The sequence below is a fragment of the Paraburkholderia acidiphila genome (assembly GCF_009789655.1).
In the GTDB taxonomy this organism is placed as follows: Bacteria; Pseudomonadota; Gammaproteobacteria; order Burkholderiales; family Burkholderiaceae; genus Paraburkholderia; species Paraburkholderia acidiphila.
This window is the reverse complement of the sequence record NZ_CP046909.1, coordinates 1,083,988-1,100,302: the sequence shown is the minus strand read 5'-3', so window position 1 is coordinate 1,100,302 and position 16,315 is coordinate 1,083,988. Positions and strand designations below refer to the sequence as shown.

Genomic DNA, 16,315 nt, shown 5'->3' with positions numbered 1-16,315 from the left:
AAAGGGCTGCCCTCACGGACAGCCCTTTTTTCATCGCAAAGCAGCCATCAAGCCGCGACGATTACAGCTTTGCTTCGACCCAGCCCTTCACGCCGGCCAGCGCGGCCGGCAGATTGCCCGGCTCGGTGCCGCCAGCCTGCGCCATGTCGGGACGGCCGCCGCCCTTGCCGCCCACCTGCTGGGCGACGAAGTTCACGAGTTCGCCGGCCTTGACCTTCTTGCTCGCCTCGGCGGTCACGCCGGCGATCAGGCTGACCTTGCCGCCTTCCACTGCCGCCAGCACGATGGCCGCGCTCTTGAGCTTGTCCTTGAGCTTGTCCACAGTCTCGCGCAGCGTCTTCGAATCGGCGCCATCGAGCGTCGCAGCGAGCACGTGCACGCCGTTGACTTCGATCGCCTGGCCCACGAGCTCGTCGCCCTGGCTCGATGCCAGCTTCGACTTGAGCGCGCCCAGTTCCTTTTCCAGCGACTTGACCTGGTCCTGCACCTGCGCGATGCGCTGCGTGAGCTCCGAAGGCTGCGCCTTCAGCGCCGCTGCTGCCGCGTTGACGCGAGCGTCGAGGTCCTGAACGAAGCGCACGGCGTTGTCGCCCGTAATCGCTTCCACGCGGCGGATGCCCGCGGCCACGCCGCCTTCCATCACGATCTTGAAGAGGCCGATGTCGCCGCTGCGATGCACGTGCGTGCCGCCGCACAGCTCGCGCGAGAAGCCGAGGTCGAGCACGCGCACTTCGTCGCCATACTTCTCGCCGAACAGCGCCATCGCGCCGCCCTTCACGGCATCGTCGTACGACATCACGCGCACGATGCCGGGCGCGTTCGCGATCACTTCCGCGTTGACGATCTGCTCGACGCGGCGAATTTCGTCGTCCGTCATCGGCGCGTTGTGCGCGAAGTCGAAGCGGGTTTTATCCGCGTCGACGAGCGAGCCCTTCTGCTGCACGTGCGCACCGAGCACTTCGCGCAGCGCCTTGTGCATCAAGTGCGTGGCCGAGTGGTTGCGCGCCGTGCGGGCGCGGCGAATGGCGTCGATTTCCGCCTTCACGACGTCGCCGACCTTGAGCGTGCCTTGCTCGAGCGTGCCGTGGTGGCCGGCAACGTCGGCCTGAACCTTGAGCGTGTCGGCGACGGCGAAGCGGATGCTCGCGTTCGAGATCACGCCCTGGTCGCCCACCTGGCCACCCGATTCCGCGTAGAACGGCGTGTGGTCGAGCACAACCACGGCGTCCTGGCCCGTCTCCACTTCGTTGACCGAGGAGCCGTCCACGTAGAGCGCGACGACCTTCGCGTCGTCGAACACGATCTCTTCGTAGCCGTGGAACGTCGTCTTCGCGCCCGAGTATTCGAGGCCCTGCGTCATCTTGAACTTGCCCGCCGCGCGCGCCTGCTCGCGCTGACGCGCCATCGCTTCGTCGAACGCCGGCTCGTCGACCGTCATGTTGCGCTCGCGGCACACGTCGGCCGTGAGGTCGAGCGGGAAGCCGTACGTGTCGTGCAGCTTGAATGCGAGTTCGCCGGAGAGCGTCTTGTGGCCCTTGGCCTCGAGGTCCGCGAGTTCGGCTTCGAGGATCGACATGCCGTGCTCGATGGTCTCGAAGAAGCGCTCTTCTTCCTGACGCAGGACGTCCGTCACGCGTTGCTGCGCTTCGGCCAGCTCCGGATACGCCGCGCCCATTTCGGCGACGAGATCCGCCACCAGCTTGTGGAAGAACGCGCCCTTCTTGCCGAGCTTGTAGCCGTGGCGGATCGCGCGGCGCACGATACGGCGCAGCACGTAGCCGCGGCCTTCGTTGCCGGGAATCACGCCGTCGACGATCAGGAACGAGCACGCGCGGATGTGGTCGGCGATGACCTTCAGCGAGTTGTTCGTGAGATCGGGCGTGTTCGTTTCGCGCGAAGCCGCCTTGATGAGGTTCTGGAACAGGTCGATCTCGTAGTTGCTGTGCACGTGCTGGAGCACGGCGGCCAGGCGTTCGAGACCCATGCCCGTGTCGACGCACTGCTTGGGCAGCGGCGTCATGTTGCCCTGGGCGTCACGATTGAACTGCATGAACACGAGATTCCAGATCTCGATGAAGCGGTCGCCGTCTTCTTCAGGCGATCCCGGAGGGCCGCCCCAGATTTCCGGGCCGTGGTCGTAGAACACTTCCGAGCACGGACCGCAGGGGCCGGTATCGGCCATCTGCCAGAAGTTGTCCGAAGCGTAGCGCGCGCCCTTGTTGTCGCCGATGCGGATGATGCGCTCGACCGGCACGCCGATTTCCTTCGCCCAGATGTCGAAGGCTTCGTCGTCTTCCTGGTAGACGGTGACGGTGAGTTTCTCAGCCGGCAGCGCGTAGACCTTGGTCAGCAGTTCCCAGCAGTAGTGGATCGCGTCGCGCTTGAAGTAGTCGCCGAACGAGAAGTTGCCGAGCATCTCGAAGAACGTGTGGTGACGCGCCGTGTAACCGACGTTCTCGAGGTCGTTGTGCTTGCCGCCGGCGCGCACGCTGCGCTGCGCGGTCGTGGCGCGCGTGTACGGGCGCTTGTCGGTGCCGAGGAACACGTCCTTGAACTGCACCATGCCCGAGTTGGTGAAGAGCAGTGTCGGGTCGTTGCCCGGCACGAGGCTCGACGAGCGCACGATCGTGTGGCCCTTCGATTCGAAGAACTTGAGGAATTTCTCGCGGATGTCGGCGGCTTTCATGGCGTGCGTTGGGTCCTTCCTGGGGCGTCCGGTGCGTCAATCTTGGTCGTGGTCGGGGCCCCGGCCGGTGGCGAAAACCCCGATGCTGAATCGAACGATTATACGGGATCGCCGCGCCCTCGCGGCGGCGCAGCCGGCGTGGTTTGCGAGAGCACGACAAGGTGTGCCGTGGCACGATGAGTCGATGGATTTAGTTCCGCACTGCGGAACCATGTACCGAAAATTGACGCATGCCGTGCCTTTTCGCTTACTATGGGCGGCATCGGCCAGCGCGCAACGTGCGCTCGCTGCCTGCCTTAGAACGACATTGGAAGACACAGCATGGGCGCTCTCAGCCATATCCGCGTACTCGATCTCACCCGCGTCCTCGCCGGACCGTGGTGCGCACAGACCCTCGCCGACTTCGGTGCCGACGTGATCAAGGTGGAACGCCCCGGCGCCGGCGACGACACGCGCCATTGGGGGCCTCCGTACCTGAAAACGCCCGACGGCGCGGACACCGCCGAGGCTGCCTACTACCTCGCCGCGAACCGCAACAAGCGCTCGGTCACGGTGGACATCGCCACGCCCGAGGGGCAGCGCATCGTGCGCGAGCTGGCTGCGCAAAGCGATGTCGTGCTGGAAAACTACAAGGCTGGCCAGTTGAAGAAATACGGGCTCGACTACGAGTCGCTGCGCGAAGTGAAGCCCGACCTCATCTACTGCTCGGTCACCGGCTTCGGCCAGACGGGGCCCTACGCCTCGCGTGCGGGTTACGACTTCATCGTGCAGGGCATGGGCGGCTTCATGAGCATCACCGGCGAGCGCGATGCGTTGCCGGGCGGCGGTCCGCAAAAGGCCGGCGTCGCGATCGCCGACCTCATGACCGGGATGTATTCGACCATCGCCGTGCTCACGGCGCTCGCACACCGTGACCGCACGGGCGTGGGCCAGTACATCGACATGGCGCTGCTCGACGTCCAGGTGGCCATGCTCGCGAACATGAACTCGAACTACCTCGCAAGCGGCAATCCGCCCGCGCGCTGGGGCAACGCGCATCCCAACATCGTGCCCTATCAGGCGTTCCAGACGAGCGACAGCTGGATCATCCTCGCGGTGGGCAACGACGGGCAGTTCCGCAAGTTCGTCGAAGTGGCGGGCCAGCCCGAACTCGCCGACGACGAGCGCTTCGCGACCAACCCGGCGCGCGTGCGCCATCGCGACACGCTCGTGCCGATCGTCGCCGGGTTGATCCGCGCACGCACGAAAGCCGACTGGATCGGCGCGCTCGAAGCCGCGGGCGTGCCGTGCGGGCCGATCAACAACCTCGCGGAAGTGTTCGAAAACGAGCAGGTGATCGCGCGCGGACTGCAGGTGGATGTGCCGCATCCTTCGGGCGGCACGGCGCGGCTCGTGGGCAACCCCATCCGCATGAGCGAGACGCCGCCGCGCGTGACGAGCCATCCGCCCACGCTCGGCGAGCATACCGATGCGGTGCTGCGCGAGGTGCTCGGCTACGGCGACGAGCAGGTGGCGGCGCTGCGGGGCAAGGGCGTGGTGTGACCGCCACGCCTCGGGCGGCGGTGCTTAGCCGCCCTGTTTCCCCGCCGACATCAGCCACTCGTACCCCTGCGGCCAGTCAACGAGCCCGCTTTCCGCGTTGATATGGCCGCGCGCGCCGATCTCGACCCAGCGGCTGTCCCACGCCTGCGCGCAGCGCTCGGAAAACGCCACGCCGCCATACGGATCGTCGCTGCTCGCGACCACGACGCTCGCAAACGGCAGCGCCGCCAGCGGAACCGGATCGAAGCCCCGCGCGTCGCGCGGAAATTCGGGACCGTGCGGATCGGGTAGCGCCACCAGCAGCGCGCCGGCCACCTTCTCGCGGGTCGCGGCGCTCGCGTGATGCACGGCCCAGTGCGCCACGGTCAGGCAGCCCAGGCTATGGGCGGCGAGGCGCACGCCAGCAGGCGCGCGTTGCACGGCGGCCTCGAGCGCCGCGCACCACGCCTCGCAGTCCGGATGCATCCAGTCGGGCATCCGCACCCGCTCGAAGCCCGCGTGCGCGGCCTCCCAGCGCGTTTGCCAGTGCCCCGGCCCCGAGTTCATATAACCCGGCAGCACCAACACGCGCGTTTCGCTCTTCGTCACTTTTCCCCTCGCTTTTCGTGGTCCGCGCGACGATCCGGCACCGGGACTGGCACGGCGGGTCGCGTCAGGTAGAATGGAAGACACCATCGGGTGCCCGGTTACGCGCTTTTATCCTTTTGACGGGCGCCCTCGAACGACTCCCTTTTCGCATGAATACCGAACGTAAAGACGCCGACCGCACGGACGCGCCTGCGGCATCCAATTTCATCCGCAACATCATCGACGACGACAACCAGTCGGGCAAGTGGGCACAGCGCGTCGAAACGCGCTTCCCGCCGGAGCCGAACGGCTATCTGCATATCGGCCACGCGAAGAGCATCTGCCTGAACTTCGGCGTGGCGAAAAGCTACGGCGGCGTGTGCCACCTGCGCTTCGACGACACGAACCCGGAGAAGGAAGACGTCGAGTACGTCAACTCGATCATCGACGCCGTGGAGTGGCTCGGCTTCGAGTGGAAGAAGGCCGACAAGGAATACCTCTTCTACGCGAGCGACTACTACGACAAGCTCTACGAGTTCGCCGAACTGCTGATCCAGCGCGGCAAGGCGTATGTCGACAGCCAGTCGCCCGAAGAGATGCGCGCGAACCGCGGCTCGGCCACGGAGGCCGGCAAGAACTCGCCGTTCCGCGATCGCTCCGTCGACGAAAACCTCGACCTGTTCCGCCGCATGAAGGCCGGTGAATTCGAGGAAGGCGCGCACGTGCTGCGCGCGAAGATCGACATGGCGTCGCCGAACTTCAACATGCGCGACCCGGTCATCTACCGCATCCGCTTCGCGCATCACTACCGCACCGGCGACAAGTGGTGCGTGTACCCGATGTACGACTACACGCACTGCATCTCGGACGCACTGGAAAACATCACGCATTCGCTGTGCACGCTCGAGTTCGAAGACCATCGCCCGCTGTACGACTGGGTGCTGGGCGAACTGGCCGACGCCGGCGTGTTCACGCGCCCGCTGCCGCAGCAAATCGAGTTTTCGCGTCTGAACCTCACGTACGCGATCACGAGCAAGCGCAAGCTGCTGCAACTCGTGACCGAAAAACACGTGGACGGCTGGGACGATCCGCGCATGCCGACCATCGTTGGTGTGCGCCGCCGCGGCTTCACGCCGGAAAGCATCCAGCTTTTCTGCGAGCGCATCGGCGTGACGAAGGTCGATTCGTGGATCGACATGAGCGTGTTCGAAGGCGCGCTGCGCGACGACCTCGACGACAAGGCGCCGCGTGCGACCGCCGTGCTCGACCCGCTCAAGCTCGTGATCGACAACTACCCCGAAGGCCAGTCCGAGGCATGCAGCGCGCCGGTGCATCCGCATCATCCGGAGCGCGGCAATCGCGCGTTCTCGTTTTCGCGCGAACTGTGGATCGAGCGCGAGGACTTCCAGGAAACGCCGCCGAAGGGCTATTTCCGCCTGTTCCCGGGTAACAAGGTGCGGCTGAAGTACGGCTTCGTCGTCGAATGCACGGGCGCCGAGAAGGACGCCGGCGGCAACATCATTGCCGTGCACTGCAACTACTTCCCCGACAGCAAATCGGGCACCGAAGGCGCGAGCAACTACAAGGTCAAGGGCACGATCCACTGGCTCAGCGCCGACAACGCCGTGCCGGCCGAAGTGCGCCTCTATGACCGCCTGTTCCGCGAAGAGCAGCCCGACGCGGGCGGCCGCGACTTCCTCGAAGCGCTGAATCCGGACTCGAAGCGCGTAGTCCAGGCGTTTGTCGAACCGGGCGCGCGCGACGCCGCGCCCGAAGACCGCTATCAGTTCGAGCGCCATGGCTACTTCGTCGCCGACCGCTACGATTCGAAGCCGGGTGCGCCGGTGTTCAATCGCATCGTTGGTCTGCGCGACAGCTGGGGCAAGTAAGGCCCGCACGCGCCAGGAAGCAAAAAGCCCGCACGGAAGTCGTGCGGGCTTTTTTTATTTCGACAGCGGCTTGCGAGAGCAAGCCTAAATTCTGCGATGCAATTCCGCGAGCGAAAGCGTCGTGTTAAAGAGGCGCGCGAGACTGCGGCTCGCGTAGCGATCCACTTCGCCGGGCACGGTCCAGCGCCAGGCGTCCATTTCCGGAATCATCACGCCGTCTTCCCGGCGCGGAAAGAGCGACACGCAAACGCAACGCGAGAGGTCGAGTTCATCGTCACTCGCGCGCGCGGCAAAGAGATGCAGATCCTTGTCGCGCCGGTACAGATAGCGGCCAAGATCGACGAGCCGCGACGGCGCGACTTCGATGCCGGTCTCCTCGACCATCTCGCGGCGCGCGCTCTGCGATTCGGTCTCGCCGGGCTCCCCCTGCCCCTTCGGAATGTCCCAGTGATTCGTGCCGGTTGCGTGCGCGAGCAGCACGCGGCCTTCAGGATCGAGCAGCACGATGCCGCACGAAACGATCTTGCCGTTCACCGCGCTCAGTGCTGCTTCTGGAAGACCCATGCGCCTTCGCCCGTGCGGCAGAAGTGCGGACGCAGCGTCATCGACTGGCCTTTCGCGTTGATGACGACCTCGGTATCGCGGCAGGTCTTGTCGCCTTCCTTTTGCGTATTCGACGGCGTGATGGTCGACGTGATGCGCGTGCCATTGCGCGAACCTTCGTTCGACCACGACGTGCTTTCGCCATCGGCCTTGTGCTCGACGGCGTCGCGCACGGCGTTCTGCAGCGAGTTGTAGTCCGCCTGGTTCATGAACGACATGGGCGTGTTGTTCAGAAAACCCAGGTTGGCGGCATGCGCGCTGCCCATGCCGATCGTGACAAAGAGCGCCGCGCCCAGGGCGCTCAGCGTGTGCAGGGTTCGGGGCATTCTCGACATGATGTGTTCTCCTCGACGGACTGAGCGATTCGGCGAAAAGCATAACACGCGCCCTTTTTTCGGCTTGCCGAGCAAGGCCGCGCGCCGGGTCCTTTTCAGACTGATCTGATGGTCCGGGTGATGGCCGATGACTACGATGACTCGTCGTCCACTTACACGCCATCAGGAATATCCGACATGACCTACACCATCGCATTAAGGGTCTTCGCGATCCTGCTGGCCCTCATCTGCATCGGCCTGATGTCCTTCGTCGCGCACTACACGCACATGCCACAAACTCAGGCACCCGGCCCGAACCTGGCAATCCGCCCCGAACATGCGCCGCGCTGGCCCGACGCCACGGTGCGTATCGGCACGGTCGCCTTGCTCGTGTCCTTCGTCGTACTCGCGGGGGTCTGCCTGCTGATCGCGGGCGTCTGACGCAGCGCGCTCAGTTCACGCTCAGTTCACGCTGAGTTCACCTCAATGCGCTCCCGGCTGCCAGCCGTCGGTAAGCGTGTCGAGGAACGCGATCACGTCCTTGATTTCGGCGTTGCTGAACACCGGCGCGTCGCCGGGCTTGCGATCGAACGGCGGGTCTGTGTTGAGATTGACCCAGTAGCGGCGCGGTAGATCGTCGAACTTCTGCACGCGGCCCTTCACCACCGGATAGAACGCCTCCGGATTCGTATCGCGCCGCGCGTAGAAACGCAGCACGTCTTCCAGCGAGTGGTAGATGCCGTTGTGGAAGAACGACTTCTTGAGCGCGACGTTGCGCAGCGTCGGCGTACGGAAGAGCCCGCAAAATTCCGCGCGGTGATCGAGGTCCGTGCGCTCCGGACCGCACGCGCCCAGGTCAAAGAATTTGCGGTCGTGGTTCACGGCAAGCGCGCGATTGCGCGGCACGCCCACAGCAATCAAACCGAAGTCGCTGAACTGCGGAGGCGAGCCGTCCTTCGCACGCTGGCTGATATGGCAGCTCGCGCAATTGCCCTTCTTCTCGTCGTTGAAAAGTTGCAGCCCGCGCAGTTCGGCGGCAGTGAGCGTGGCGTTGCCGGCCAGGTACGCGTCGTACTTGCTCGTGTACGGATAGAACACCTCGGGCGACTGCTCGAATGTCTCCAGTGACTTCAGCACGGCCTTGAAAGTCGCATCGTCGTCGGAGAGGACGCGCGCGCCGAATGCCTCGCGAAACGCGTCTGCGTAGGGGGCCGCCCGCACGGCCTCGGCCACTTTCTTCGGCGAACTCGCCATCTCGAACGTCGAGAGCAACGGAATGCGCGCCTGATCCGAACCTCGATCGACACGGCCATCCCACGTGAGCCCGCCGGTCGGCCCCGCATCGACGCTTTCATCGCCTTCGTCGTCGGAGTCGTGATAGTGCTCGGCGAACGCCGGCACGGCCTGCAAGTACTTGAGCGTCGGCACGGCGCGCATGCCGGGGCGTCGCATGTCCGTGCCGCCGATCTGCACGTCGAGCGAGTTGGCCGGCGTGAACGCGTGGTCCGGGCTGTGGCACGACGCACACGCCATCTTGCCCGAGCCCGAGAGCGACGGGTCGAAGAACATCTGCTTGCCGAGCACCGTCATGCGGCGCACCTGTGCGTAGACCTCGGCACGCGTCTGGCCACCTTGCGCGGGTGCGGCGATTTTCATCAGATTCGCACCCTGTCCGGCGCGCGCGTTGGCATTGGCGTCTTGCGCACGCGAGGCGCTGCCGGATGAGCCTGTCGTTGCATCCGCATTGGCGGAACCGGGCGCGTTGCCGTCGCATGCCATAAGCAGCGTCGACAGCGCCGCCGCCATCGCGAAGCGCCCCGCCTGGCGGCGCACGCCGCCGTGGGATCGAGCCCGCATCTCATTTTGTCTTCGCGCCGAACGACGCGCCAATCTACGCAACATGCCTGAGTCCCCGAAGCTTGGGCGCGGCGCGCGCCTGGCACGCCGCCGCTGTAGTGCGAATGCCGATGCGCTCACACGCACACCGAAGTCGCGAAAGCGTATGTCAGACATATGACGCTCAAATGACATGCAGTAAGACAGATGTCATGCAATCACAGGCTATAAAAAAGCTAAATGTAATTTTTTACATATCGCTGTCAAATTCCATTGCGACACTGCGCCTCGCCCGAAGGCCGGTGTCGTTCTCGCCAGCCTGCATGCGGGCCCCCAACGCGAGAGAGAGAAAAATGATCAACAGCAAGTGGTTCTATGCCACGCCGATCGCGGTAGCGGCGGCAACCCTGGCCGTCGCAGCTTGCGGCGGCAGCGACAGCAGCAAGCCCAGCTTTTCGTCGGTGAAGAACATCGTCGTGATCTACGCGGAAAACCGCAGCTTCGACAACCTGTACGGCAGCTTCCCGGGCGCCAACGGTCTGCAGAACCTGAGCGCGCAAAGCACACAGCAGCTCGATCGCGACGGCTCTGTGCTCGCCACGCTGCCCACCGTCTGGAGCGGCCTCACGCAAACGGGCGTCACGCCCGCGGTGACCGCGGCGATGACCGAGAACATGCCGAATGCGCCGTTCGCCATCGACGACGCGAAGGGCTACAACGTGCCGCTCTCGGTCACGACGCGCGACCTGTATCACCGCTTCTACGAGAACCAGATGCAGATCCACGGCGGCAAGAACGACATGTTCGCGGCCTACGGCGACTCCGGCGGTCTCGTGATGGGTCACTACACGACGAGCGCCGAACAGCTGCCGCTCTGGAAAATCGCCCAGCAATACACGCTCGCCGACAACTTCTTCATGGGCGCGTTCGGCGGCTCGTTCCTGAATCACCAGTGGTTGATCTGCGCGTGCACGCCGTACTACGCGAACGCCGACACCAATCCGGCCAAGCCGACGATCGCAGCCGTAGACGCCGACGGCGTCTCGCTCACGCTCTCGTCGGGTTCGCCGAAATCGGCGCTGACTGGCATTCCGAAGTTCGTGAACTCGGGCAATCTGACGCCGGACTTCTACGCGGTGAACACGATGCAACCGCCGTACCAGCCGAGCGGCAACGCACCGGCTTCAGGCGGCGACGCGAACATGGCCGACCCGTCGAAGGCGTCCACGATGCCCGCGCAAACGGCGCAGAACATTGGCGACCTGCTTTCGAATGCAGGCGTGACGTGGGCATGGTATGGCGGCGCGTGGGGCGCGGCCGTGAGCGCGGCGCAGAGCAGCACCTCGGGCGTGATCTACGGCTCGAACATGACCGCGCCGAATTTCCAGCCGCACCATCAGCCGTTCAACTACTTCGCGAACTACGCGCCGGGCACCGATGCGCGCGCGAAGCACCTGCTCGACGGCGGCATGGACGGCACGGAGTTCATCAAGGCGATCGACGCAGGCGCGCTGCCGGCGGTGGCGTTCTACAAGCCGCAGGGCAACCTGAACGAGCACGCGGGCTACACGGATGTGACGAGTGGCGACCAGCACATCGCCGACGTCATCGCGCACCTGCAGAAAAGCCCGCAATGGAACAACATGGTCGTGGTCGTCACCTACGACGAAAACGGCGGCTTCTGGGATCACGTTGCGCCGCCCAAGGGCGACCGCTGGGGTCCGGGCTCGCGCATTCCGGCGCTCATCATCTCGCCGTACGCGAAGAAGGGCTACGTCGACCACACGCAGTACGACACGACCTCGATCCTGCGCCTCATCACGCGGCGCTTCTCGCTGCCGACGCTGCCGGGACTCGCTAACCGCGACGCCGCGCTCAAGAGCAACGGCGCCCAGCCGATGGGCGATCTGACCAACGCGCTCGACGTCAGGCTCTAAGCGCTAAACGCCATCCAACCATCGATGGCCGGATGTCGATCATCCGGTTTGACGGGCAGCCTTCGGGCTGCCCTTTTTTATTGCGCCCGGGATTCATCGCTCCCTGTATGTCCTCCGCGCACCCTATATGCCAGCCGGGCGCCGAACCGCGACGTTTGACCACGGATCCTTCTCCGCGAGATGCACTACCTTACAAATTAGTTACTGCACAAATCTTGACGGAGGTCATTGTGAAATACGTCGAATCGACTCTCTTGCCGGGCGAGAGGATCGTCTGCGAGGGACACCCTTGCTTCTGGGCGATGGGTCCGCGTTTCACACTGAGCCTTTTGCTCATGGTTTGGGGCGTGCTCATCGGCACTGTGGGGACGTCGCCGTTCGCCGCGGTGGGTTTTTTCGTCGCAGGGCTGGGACTGTTCGGCGCCTCGCTACTCGCCTGGTGGACGACGGAATTCGCCGTGACCAATAAGCGCGTGGTGGCGAAGTTCGGCGCACTGCGCCGGCACACGGTGGAGTTGACGCTTGCGAAGATCGAAAGCGTGCGGGTCGAGCAAAGCCTGATTGGCCGGATGTTCGACTACGGTTCGCTCGTCATTGGGGGCGGAGGCCTCATCGCGACGCCGATTCCCGGCATCGCAAATCCGCATGAGTTTCGCCGTATGGTGTTTCTCGCGCAGGCGGCCGAAGAGCCAGTGCCGTTGCGACTCGTGGCGTGAGGGGTTGATTCGGCGTGAATTCGTGGTGTGTGAAAAAGCAAAAAGCCCGGCGGTGAACGCCGGGCTTTTTGTTTATTTGATCTGGCGCGACAGGAGGGGCTCGAACCCCCGACCCTCGGCTTAGAAGGCCTAGAGCCTGCATTCTCGCGATTTCCCGCTAACTCGATAACCCTATATTTTTCAATCACTTCCAGATACCATAGCTCTTCGAAATTATTTGGGGTTACGGCAAATTCCCGCTTTTGCGTAACCCCGGCGTAACCCCGCTGAGCCATGGAAACCTCGTTCCCCTTCACCGAAGCCCGGCTTCGGGCACTCCCCCTGTCCGCTGCCGGACAGCGCACGACCTATCGCGATACGAAGCAGCCTGGGCTGCAGCTGCGCGTATCGGCTGGCGGCGCCAAGACCTTCTGCGTGTACCGCCGCGTGCGCAACGGCGCGCCTGAGCGTGTCACGATCGGGCGCTGGCCCGACATCACCGTCGACGACGCGCGGCGCCAGGCGGCCGGCCTTGTCGCCAAGCTGGCTGCCGCTGAGAGCCCCGCCGCGGCGCGCCGCGCGGTGCGTGCCGAGATGACGTTCGGCGAGCTCTACGACGCATATCTAAAAGGCCGGATCACCGCAGGCAAGAAGCGCCCAGATCTGATCCGCGGGCTCTGGGAGCTCTATCTCGGCCCCCTGCCCGACGCGCCGCGCAAAGCCCACGCGAGCAAGCGTGAGAAGCCGGCCGACGGCGTCGACTGGTCGGGCAAGCGCGTGTCCGAGATCACGGTCTCGATGCTCGCGCAGCTGCACCGCCGGATCTGCGCGGCCGGCAAGGAGCGCACCGCAAACAAGGTGATCGCGCTCGTGCGCGCGATTTACGGCTACGGGCTCGATCACCGGATCGTGATCGACAACCCCGCCGTCGGCATCACGTTCGCGCCGGAGAAGGAGCGCGAGCGGTTCGTGCAGGGTGGCGAACTGCCGCGCTTTCTCGCCGCGCTCGAGCAGGAGGAGCAGCCATGGCGCGACTACTTCACGGTGCTCCTGTACGTCGGATACCGGCGCGCCGCCGTCGCGGCGATGCGCTGGCAGGATCTCGACGTCGAGGCGGGCATCTGGCGCGTGCCGGGCGAACGCGCGAAGAATGGCGATCCGATCATCCTGCCCGTGGCCGGGCCCGCGCTGTCGGCCCTGCTCAAGCGCAGCGCGGAAAAGGAGTCACCCGTCTGGGTGTTCCCCGGCGGCGGCCGCACCGGGCATATCACGAGCCCGCGTAAGGCCTGGGCACGCCTGCTCGCGCGTGCAGAGATCCAGGATCTGTGGGTGCACGACCTGCGCCGCACGCTCGGCTCGTGGCTCGCGATGTCGGGCGTGTCGCTGCCCGCGATCGGCCGCGCGCTCGGGCACAAGGATCCGCGTTCGACTGAGGTCTATGCGCGGCTCCAGACCGAAGCCGTCGCGGCAGTCGTGGGCATTGCGCACGATGCGATGGCTACCGCGGCGGCGAATACGGGGAAGCTGCCAACGCCGCGAGGGCAAAAATAGACGGGCGCGGTGCAGATCCGCGGGCTGGCGGTTACACGGCTTTACATCAAATTCTTGCGAAGTCTGCGGAATTCACTAGAATCGGGCAGCGGGGCGCGGATCCCGGGCAACACAATTCCGCGGGCGGCAGTGGCGCCAATCCACTGGGCGCGATGAGTGCGCCGACGACACGTACCCGTCGGAACTCGTCGATATCGCAGCGCGCAGTCCCAGGAGGGGCAAGGTATGGCACTCGTTGCCATGCCCGCCCTTTTCGTTTGTGCGGCATGGCTTCCCCGACAGGGACAACACCATGCCCACGACCACGCCGGAAATCACGCCAGCCGTCCTGACACCAGAGCAGGCCGCCACATACCTCAGCATCAACGAGCACACGCTCGCGCAATGGCGATCGAACCGCCAGCAACGCATTCCCTTCGTGAAGATCGGGGGCCGCGTGCGCTATCGCAAAGCCGACCTCGACGCATGGATTCAATCACGCGTCGTGGAGGCTTGAAATGGCCGCCAAGCTCTACGCAACGAACGACGTCGTCGCGTCGATCCAGCGAGCTCACGAGGCGTTCACTCACGTCCTCGTGAATCGCAGCTACGCGTCCATACGGCCAACCTATTTCCGCAGCGAAAAGCTAAGCGTCGAGCCCATCTTCAGCTACGCGCCATGGGAGCCCGCATCGTTAGCGCAGCTCGAGCGCTGGCGTGCGAATGGGGGCGTGCTCATCGATCGCAATTCGGTCCCCGACAAGGCAGGCGAGACCGACGTGCTGATCTTCGTCGAAGCGCCCTTCTCACTGGCACGCGTCACGCGCGCGACCGCCTTAGCGCACGAGCACGTGATAATCGCACGACCGCACGTCTGGCGAACTCACGAGGAAGCGATAGAACTGCGCGCACCTCCTGTCGAAACGCTGCAGGAGATCTGGAAGCACATCCGTGGCCGTCGCATGACCGACCTCGAGCTCGTCGATGCGACGGGGATCCCGATGAGTCGCCTGCAATACATGTGCGCGGGTCTCAAGCCGGGCAAGGAGCTGGAGATGCGGCCACGACTCGCCCCTCAAGCGCCCGGCCTCCTGCCGGCGTGGGAATGGATCAACGCCGGTGACGGCGCTGGCTGCACTGCATCGCGCAAAGCGGTCCGGCTGGCTGGCCACAAAAACGCCGTGCGCGAACTCGCGCGCCATGGGCACATTGCGCTCACGAAATATCTGGCGTTTGGCGCAGAGGAGCCCCAGTGGGAGAAGTTGGCAAGCAAGCGCGCCGCCGCACTTGCCGATCTCGCCGCTGTCCGCGCCTTGGTCGAGTCACTGCCTGACCACCTCGAGGCATAAGCACCTGCGACCAACACAAATTCGTTTGGGTGAATGCGGGAAACAACTCGATCATCGGTCCGGCAACTCCATACAACGCCACAGGAGCGCAAAACATGCGTACCGATGCCTCACCCAACCCGGCACCCACGACACTGCCCACGATGGGGTTTTCTCGATGGGAACAACTGCGTCATTTTGTCCCTGTAAGCCGCGAAACGTGGCGACGGCTCGTCCGCGACGGCCGAGCGCCACAGCCACAGCGATGGACCGAACGCTGCACGGTGTACAGCAACGAAGAGGTCCACCGCTGGATGCGCGACCCCGCCAGCTATCGCGCCGGACAGTTCGCCGCCACGGGAGCCGAATAGCATGCGCCGCCTCTCAAGCGATTCGATCGCCAGCCCCCTCGTGACACCGCTCAGGCTCGTTCCTGTCGGCCCCGCCCGCACGATACCGATCGACGTGTTGATTCCTGACGCTGGCGGCATGCGCGAGCCGGCGCGCGAAGCGCGCGTGCAGCTGTTCGAGCGTGTCCGTGAGAGCGGCACGCACGTCGACTATTGCGTCGTGGTCACGCCGATAGGTGCGGACCAGACGGCGTTCAACGACTTCGCAGACCAGCTCACCGGAGATGACCCTGATGAGCTGGTCGACCTCGCGCTTTCAGGCGTCTTGTTCGCGCGCGCCGACGAGCTCGACGACGAGTCGGAGGATACCGAATGAACCTGAATGTGATCGACAGCACGGGCGATTTCACGCCGGCCGAAATGCGGATCTTCCAGACCGAACTCATCGCGCTGCGCGCGAAATACGGCGACGACCCGGGCACAAGCGAGCAGGCGGCGGCGCACGAGGCCGGACACGCGATCCTGTGTGCCGCACTCGGCTGGCGGTTCGATGAGTCGCGCGTCACCTGGGATGGAGTGGTGTGGCACGGCGCGACGATGTGGAAGCACCGGTTGACCGGCAAGGCATTCCGGAAGGTGGACGAGCCTGACCACGTGTTCGCAATGGCGATTCAGGATCTCGGCGGCCGAAGCGGCGAAATGTTCGCAGGCAGCTTTCATCCAGCCTCGAGCGTCGACGAGCGGTGCAGCGCTTCGTTCCTCTGCCTCGATCTGGACGCAATCGCCGGACTGCCCAGCGGCACAAGTTACAAGCGTGCCGAAGCGATCGCCAAGCGCGCCATCGCCGCGAACGCGAAGACGTTCCACGAATTCCGCGCGCGGCTCGAGCGGCAGCGCTATGTCAAGGCCAAGGAGGGCCGCAGCCTCCTGCGGGCGGTCGCGCCGATCACTCCGGCGCCGGATTTTCGCAAGGGAGCTGCAACATCAGGAAGAGAACGCCAGCGCCAGAGCGCCCAGCGGCTCCTGACTGCGAAATAA

The 16,315-nt window shown here is 64.8% G+C and carries 15 protein-coding genes; 10 read left to right on the top strand and 5 right to left on the bottom strand.

Annotation, left to right across the window (positions count from 1 at the left end; genetic code table 11):
• Positions 1-61: 61 nt before the first annotated feature.
• Positions 62-2,686 carry an alanine--tRNA ligase gene (gene alaS / locus FAZ97_RS04940; RefSeq protein WP_158757449.1) on the bottom strand — a complete coding sequence of 875 codons (2,625 nt, stop codon included), beginning with the start codon at positions 2,684-2,686 and terminating at the stop codon, positions 62-64.
• A gap of 321 nt (positions 2,687-3,007) precedes the next feature.
• Here alaS and FAZ97_RS04935 point away from each other — a divergent pair, with 321 nt between their 5' ends.
• Positions 3,008-4,228, top strand: a complete 1,221-nt coding sequence (locus FAZ97_RS04935) for a CaiB/BaiF CoA transferase family protein (protein WP_158757448.1) — start codon at positions 3,008-3,010, stop codon at positions 4,226-4,228.
• 24 nt (positions 4,229-4,252) lie between these two features.
• Here the strand turns inward: FAZ97_RS04935 and FAZ97_RS04930 are convergent, their stop codons facing one another.
• Complete coding sequence (locus FAZ97_RS04930; protein WP_233271657.1) at positions 4,253-4,774, bottom strand: RBBP9/YdeN family alpha/beta hydrolase; 522 nt, start codon at positions 4,772-4,774, stop codon at positions 4,253-4,255.
• A 191-nt stretch (positions 4,775-4,965) separates the two neighbouring features.
• Here FAZ97_RS04930 and FAZ97_RS04925 point away from each other — a divergent pair, with 191 nt between their 5' ends.
• Positions 4,966-6,684 (top strand): glutamine--tRNA ligase/YqeY domain fusion protein, encoded by a 1,719-nt coding sequence (locus FAZ97_RS04925; protein ID WP_158757446.1) that lies wholly within the window; start codon positions 4,966-4,968, stop codon positions 6,682-6,684.
• Positions 6,685-6,768: 84 nt separating this feature from the next.
• On the opposite strand, the gene FAZ97_RS04920 is transcribed toward FAZ97_RS04925, so the two are convergent.
• Positions 6,769-7,248, bottom strand: coding sequence for an NUDIX domain-containing protein (locus FAZ97_RS04920; RefSeq protein ID WP_158757445.1), 480 nt, complete (start codon positions 7,246-7,248; stop codon positions 6,769-6,771).
• On the bottom strand, positions 7,224-7,622 hold the full coding sequence (locus FAZ97_RS04915) for an RT0821/Lpp0805 family surface protein (RefSeq protein WP_158757444.1): 399 nt from the start codon (positions 7,620-7,622) through the stop codon (positions 7,224-7,226). The genes FAZ97_RS04920 and FAZ97_RS04915 overlap by 25 nt, the downstream gene beginning before the upstream one ends.
• A gap of 177 nt (positions 7,623-7,799) precedes the next feature.
• On the opposite strand from FAZ97_RS04915, the gene FAZ97_RS04910 reads away from it, so the two are divergent.
• Positions 7,800-8,042, top strand: coding sequence for a hypothetical protein (locus FAZ97_RS04910; RefSeq protein ID WP_158757443.1), 243 nt, complete (start codon positions 7,800-7,802; stop codon positions 8,040-8,042).
• Between the two features lie 42 nt (positions 8,043-8,084).
• Here the strand turns inward: FAZ97_RS04910 and FAZ97_RS04905 are convergent, their stop codons facing one another.
• A complete protein-coding gene (locus tag FAZ97_RS04905) occupies positions 8,085-9,503 on the bottom strand; it encodes a cytochrome-c peroxidase (protein ID WP_407671793.1) in 1,419 nt (472 codons plus the stop codon).
• Positions 9,504-9,790: 287 nt separating this feature from the next.
• Between FAZ97_RS04905 and FAZ97_RS04900 the strand changes: the two genes are divergently transcribed.
• From FAZ97_RS04900 to FAZ97_RS04870, 7 genes are all read left to right on the top strand, one after another.
• Positions 9,791-11,374, top strand: coding sequence for an acid phosphatase (locus FAZ97_RS04900; RefSeq protein ID WP_158757441.1), 1,584 nt, complete (start codon positions 9,791-9,793; stop codon positions 11,372-11,374).
• Between the two features lie 32 nt (positions 11,375-11,406).
• A complete protein-coding gene (locus FAZ97_RS04895) occupies positions 11,407-12,090 on the top strand; it encodes a PH domain-containing protein (RefSeq protein WP_158757440.1) in 684 nt (227 codons plus the stop codon).
• Positions 12,091-12,363: 273 nt separating this feature from the next.
• Positions 12,364-13,620: a tyrosine-type recombinase/integrase gene (locus tag FAZ97_RS04890; RefSeq protein ID WP_158757439.1), complete on the top strand. Its 1,257-nt coding sequence runs from the start codon at positions 12,364-12,366 to the stop codon at positions 13,618-13,620.
• 292 nt (positions 13,621-13,912) lie between these two features.
• The gene (locus FAZ97_RS04885) at positions 13,913-14,116 is read left to right on the top strand and encodes a helix-turn-helix domain-containing protein (protein ID WP_158757438.1); all 204 of its coding nucleotides are present in this window, start codon (positions 13,913-13,915) and stop codon (positions 14,114-14,116) included.
• Position 14,117: 1 nt separating this feature from the next.
• Complete coding sequence (locus tag FAZ97_RS04880; RefSeq protein WP_158757437.1) at positions 14,118-14,948, top strand: hypothetical protein; 831 nt, start codon at positions 14,118-14,120, stop codon at positions 14,946-14,948.
• A 351-nt stretch (positions 14,949-15,299) separates the two neighbouring features.
• Positions 15,300-15,653: a hypothetical protein gene (locus FAZ97_RS04875; protein ID WP_158757436.1), complete on the top strand. Its 354-nt coding sequence runs from the start codon at positions 15,300-15,302 to the stop codon at positions 15,651-15,653.
• Positions 15,650-16,315, top strand: coding sequence for a hypothetical protein (locus FAZ97_RS04870; protein WP_158757435.1), 666 nt, complete (start codon positions 15,650-15,652; stop codon positions 16,313-16,315). Before FAZ97_RS04875 ends, FAZ97_RS04870 begins: the two co-directional genes overlap by 4 nt.

What these genes read in the sequence shown, in the direction of transcription:
- alaS (WP_158757449.1), bottom strand. Translation starts at nt 2,686, where the DNA reads ATGAAAGCCGCCGACATCCGCGAGAAATTCCTCAAGTTCTTCGAATCG.
- FAZ97_RS04935 (WP_158757448.1), top strand. Translation starts at nt 3,008, where the DNA reads ATGGGCGCTCTCAGCCATATCCGCGTACTCGATCTCACCCGCGTCCTC.
- FAZ97_RS04930 (WP_233271657.1), bottom strand. Translation starts at nt 4,774, where the DNA reads ATGAACTCGGGGCCGGGGCACTGGCAAACGCGCTGGGAGGCCGCGCAC.
- FAZ97_RS04925 (WP_158757446.1), top strand. Translation starts at nt 4,966, where the DNA reads ATGAATACCGAACGTAAAGACGCCGACCGCACGGACGCGCCTGCGGCA.
- FAZ97_RS04920 (WP_158757445.1), bottom strand. Translation starts at nt 7,248, where the DNA reads ATGGGTCTTCCAGAAGCAGCACTGAGCGCGGTGAACGGCAAGATCGTT.
- FAZ97_RS04915 (WP_158757444.1), bottom strand. Translation starts at nt 7,622, where the DNA reads ATGTCGAGAATGCCCCGAACCCTGCACACGCTGAGCGCCCTGGGCGCG.
- FAZ97_RS04910 (WP_158757443.1), top strand. Translation starts at nt 7,800, where the DNA reads ATGACCTACACCATCGCATTAAGGGTCTTCGCGATCCTGCTGGCCCTC.
- FAZ97_RS04905 (WP_407671793.1), bottom strand. Translation starts at nt 9,503, where the DNA reads ATGTTGCGTAGATTGGCGCGTCGTTCGGCGCGAAGACAAAATGAGATG.
- FAZ97_RS04900 (WP_158757441.1), top strand. Translation starts at nt 9,791, where the DNA reads ATGATCAACAGCAAGTGGTTCTATGCCACGCCGATCGCGGTAGCGGCG.
- FAZ97_RS04895 (WP_158757440.1), top strand. Translation starts at nt 11,407, where the DNA reads ATGTCGATCATCCGGTTTGACGGGCAGCCTTCGGGCTGCCCTTTTTTA.
- FAZ97_RS04890 (WP_158757439.1), top strand. Translation starts at nt 12,364, where the DNA reads ATGGAAACCTCGTTCCCCTTCACCGAAGCCCGGCTTCGGGCACTCCCC.
- FAZ97_RS04885 (WP_158757438.1), top strand. Translation starts at nt 13,913, where the DNA reads ATGCCCACGACCACGCCGGAAATCACGCCAGCCGTCCTGACACCAGAG.
- FAZ97_RS04880 (WP_158757437.1), top strand. Translation starts at nt 14,118, where the DNA reads ATGGCCGCCAAGCTCTACGCAACGAACGACGTCGTCGCGTCGATCCAG.
- FAZ97_RS04875 (WP_158757436.1), top strand. Translation starts at nt 15,300, where the DNA reads ATGCGCCGCCTCTCAAGCGATTCGATCGCCAGCCCCCTCGTGACACCG.
- FAZ97_RS04870 (WP_158757435.1), top strand. Translation starts at nt 15,650, where the DNA reads ATGAACCTGAATGTGATCGACAGCACGGGCGATTTCACGCCGGCCGAA.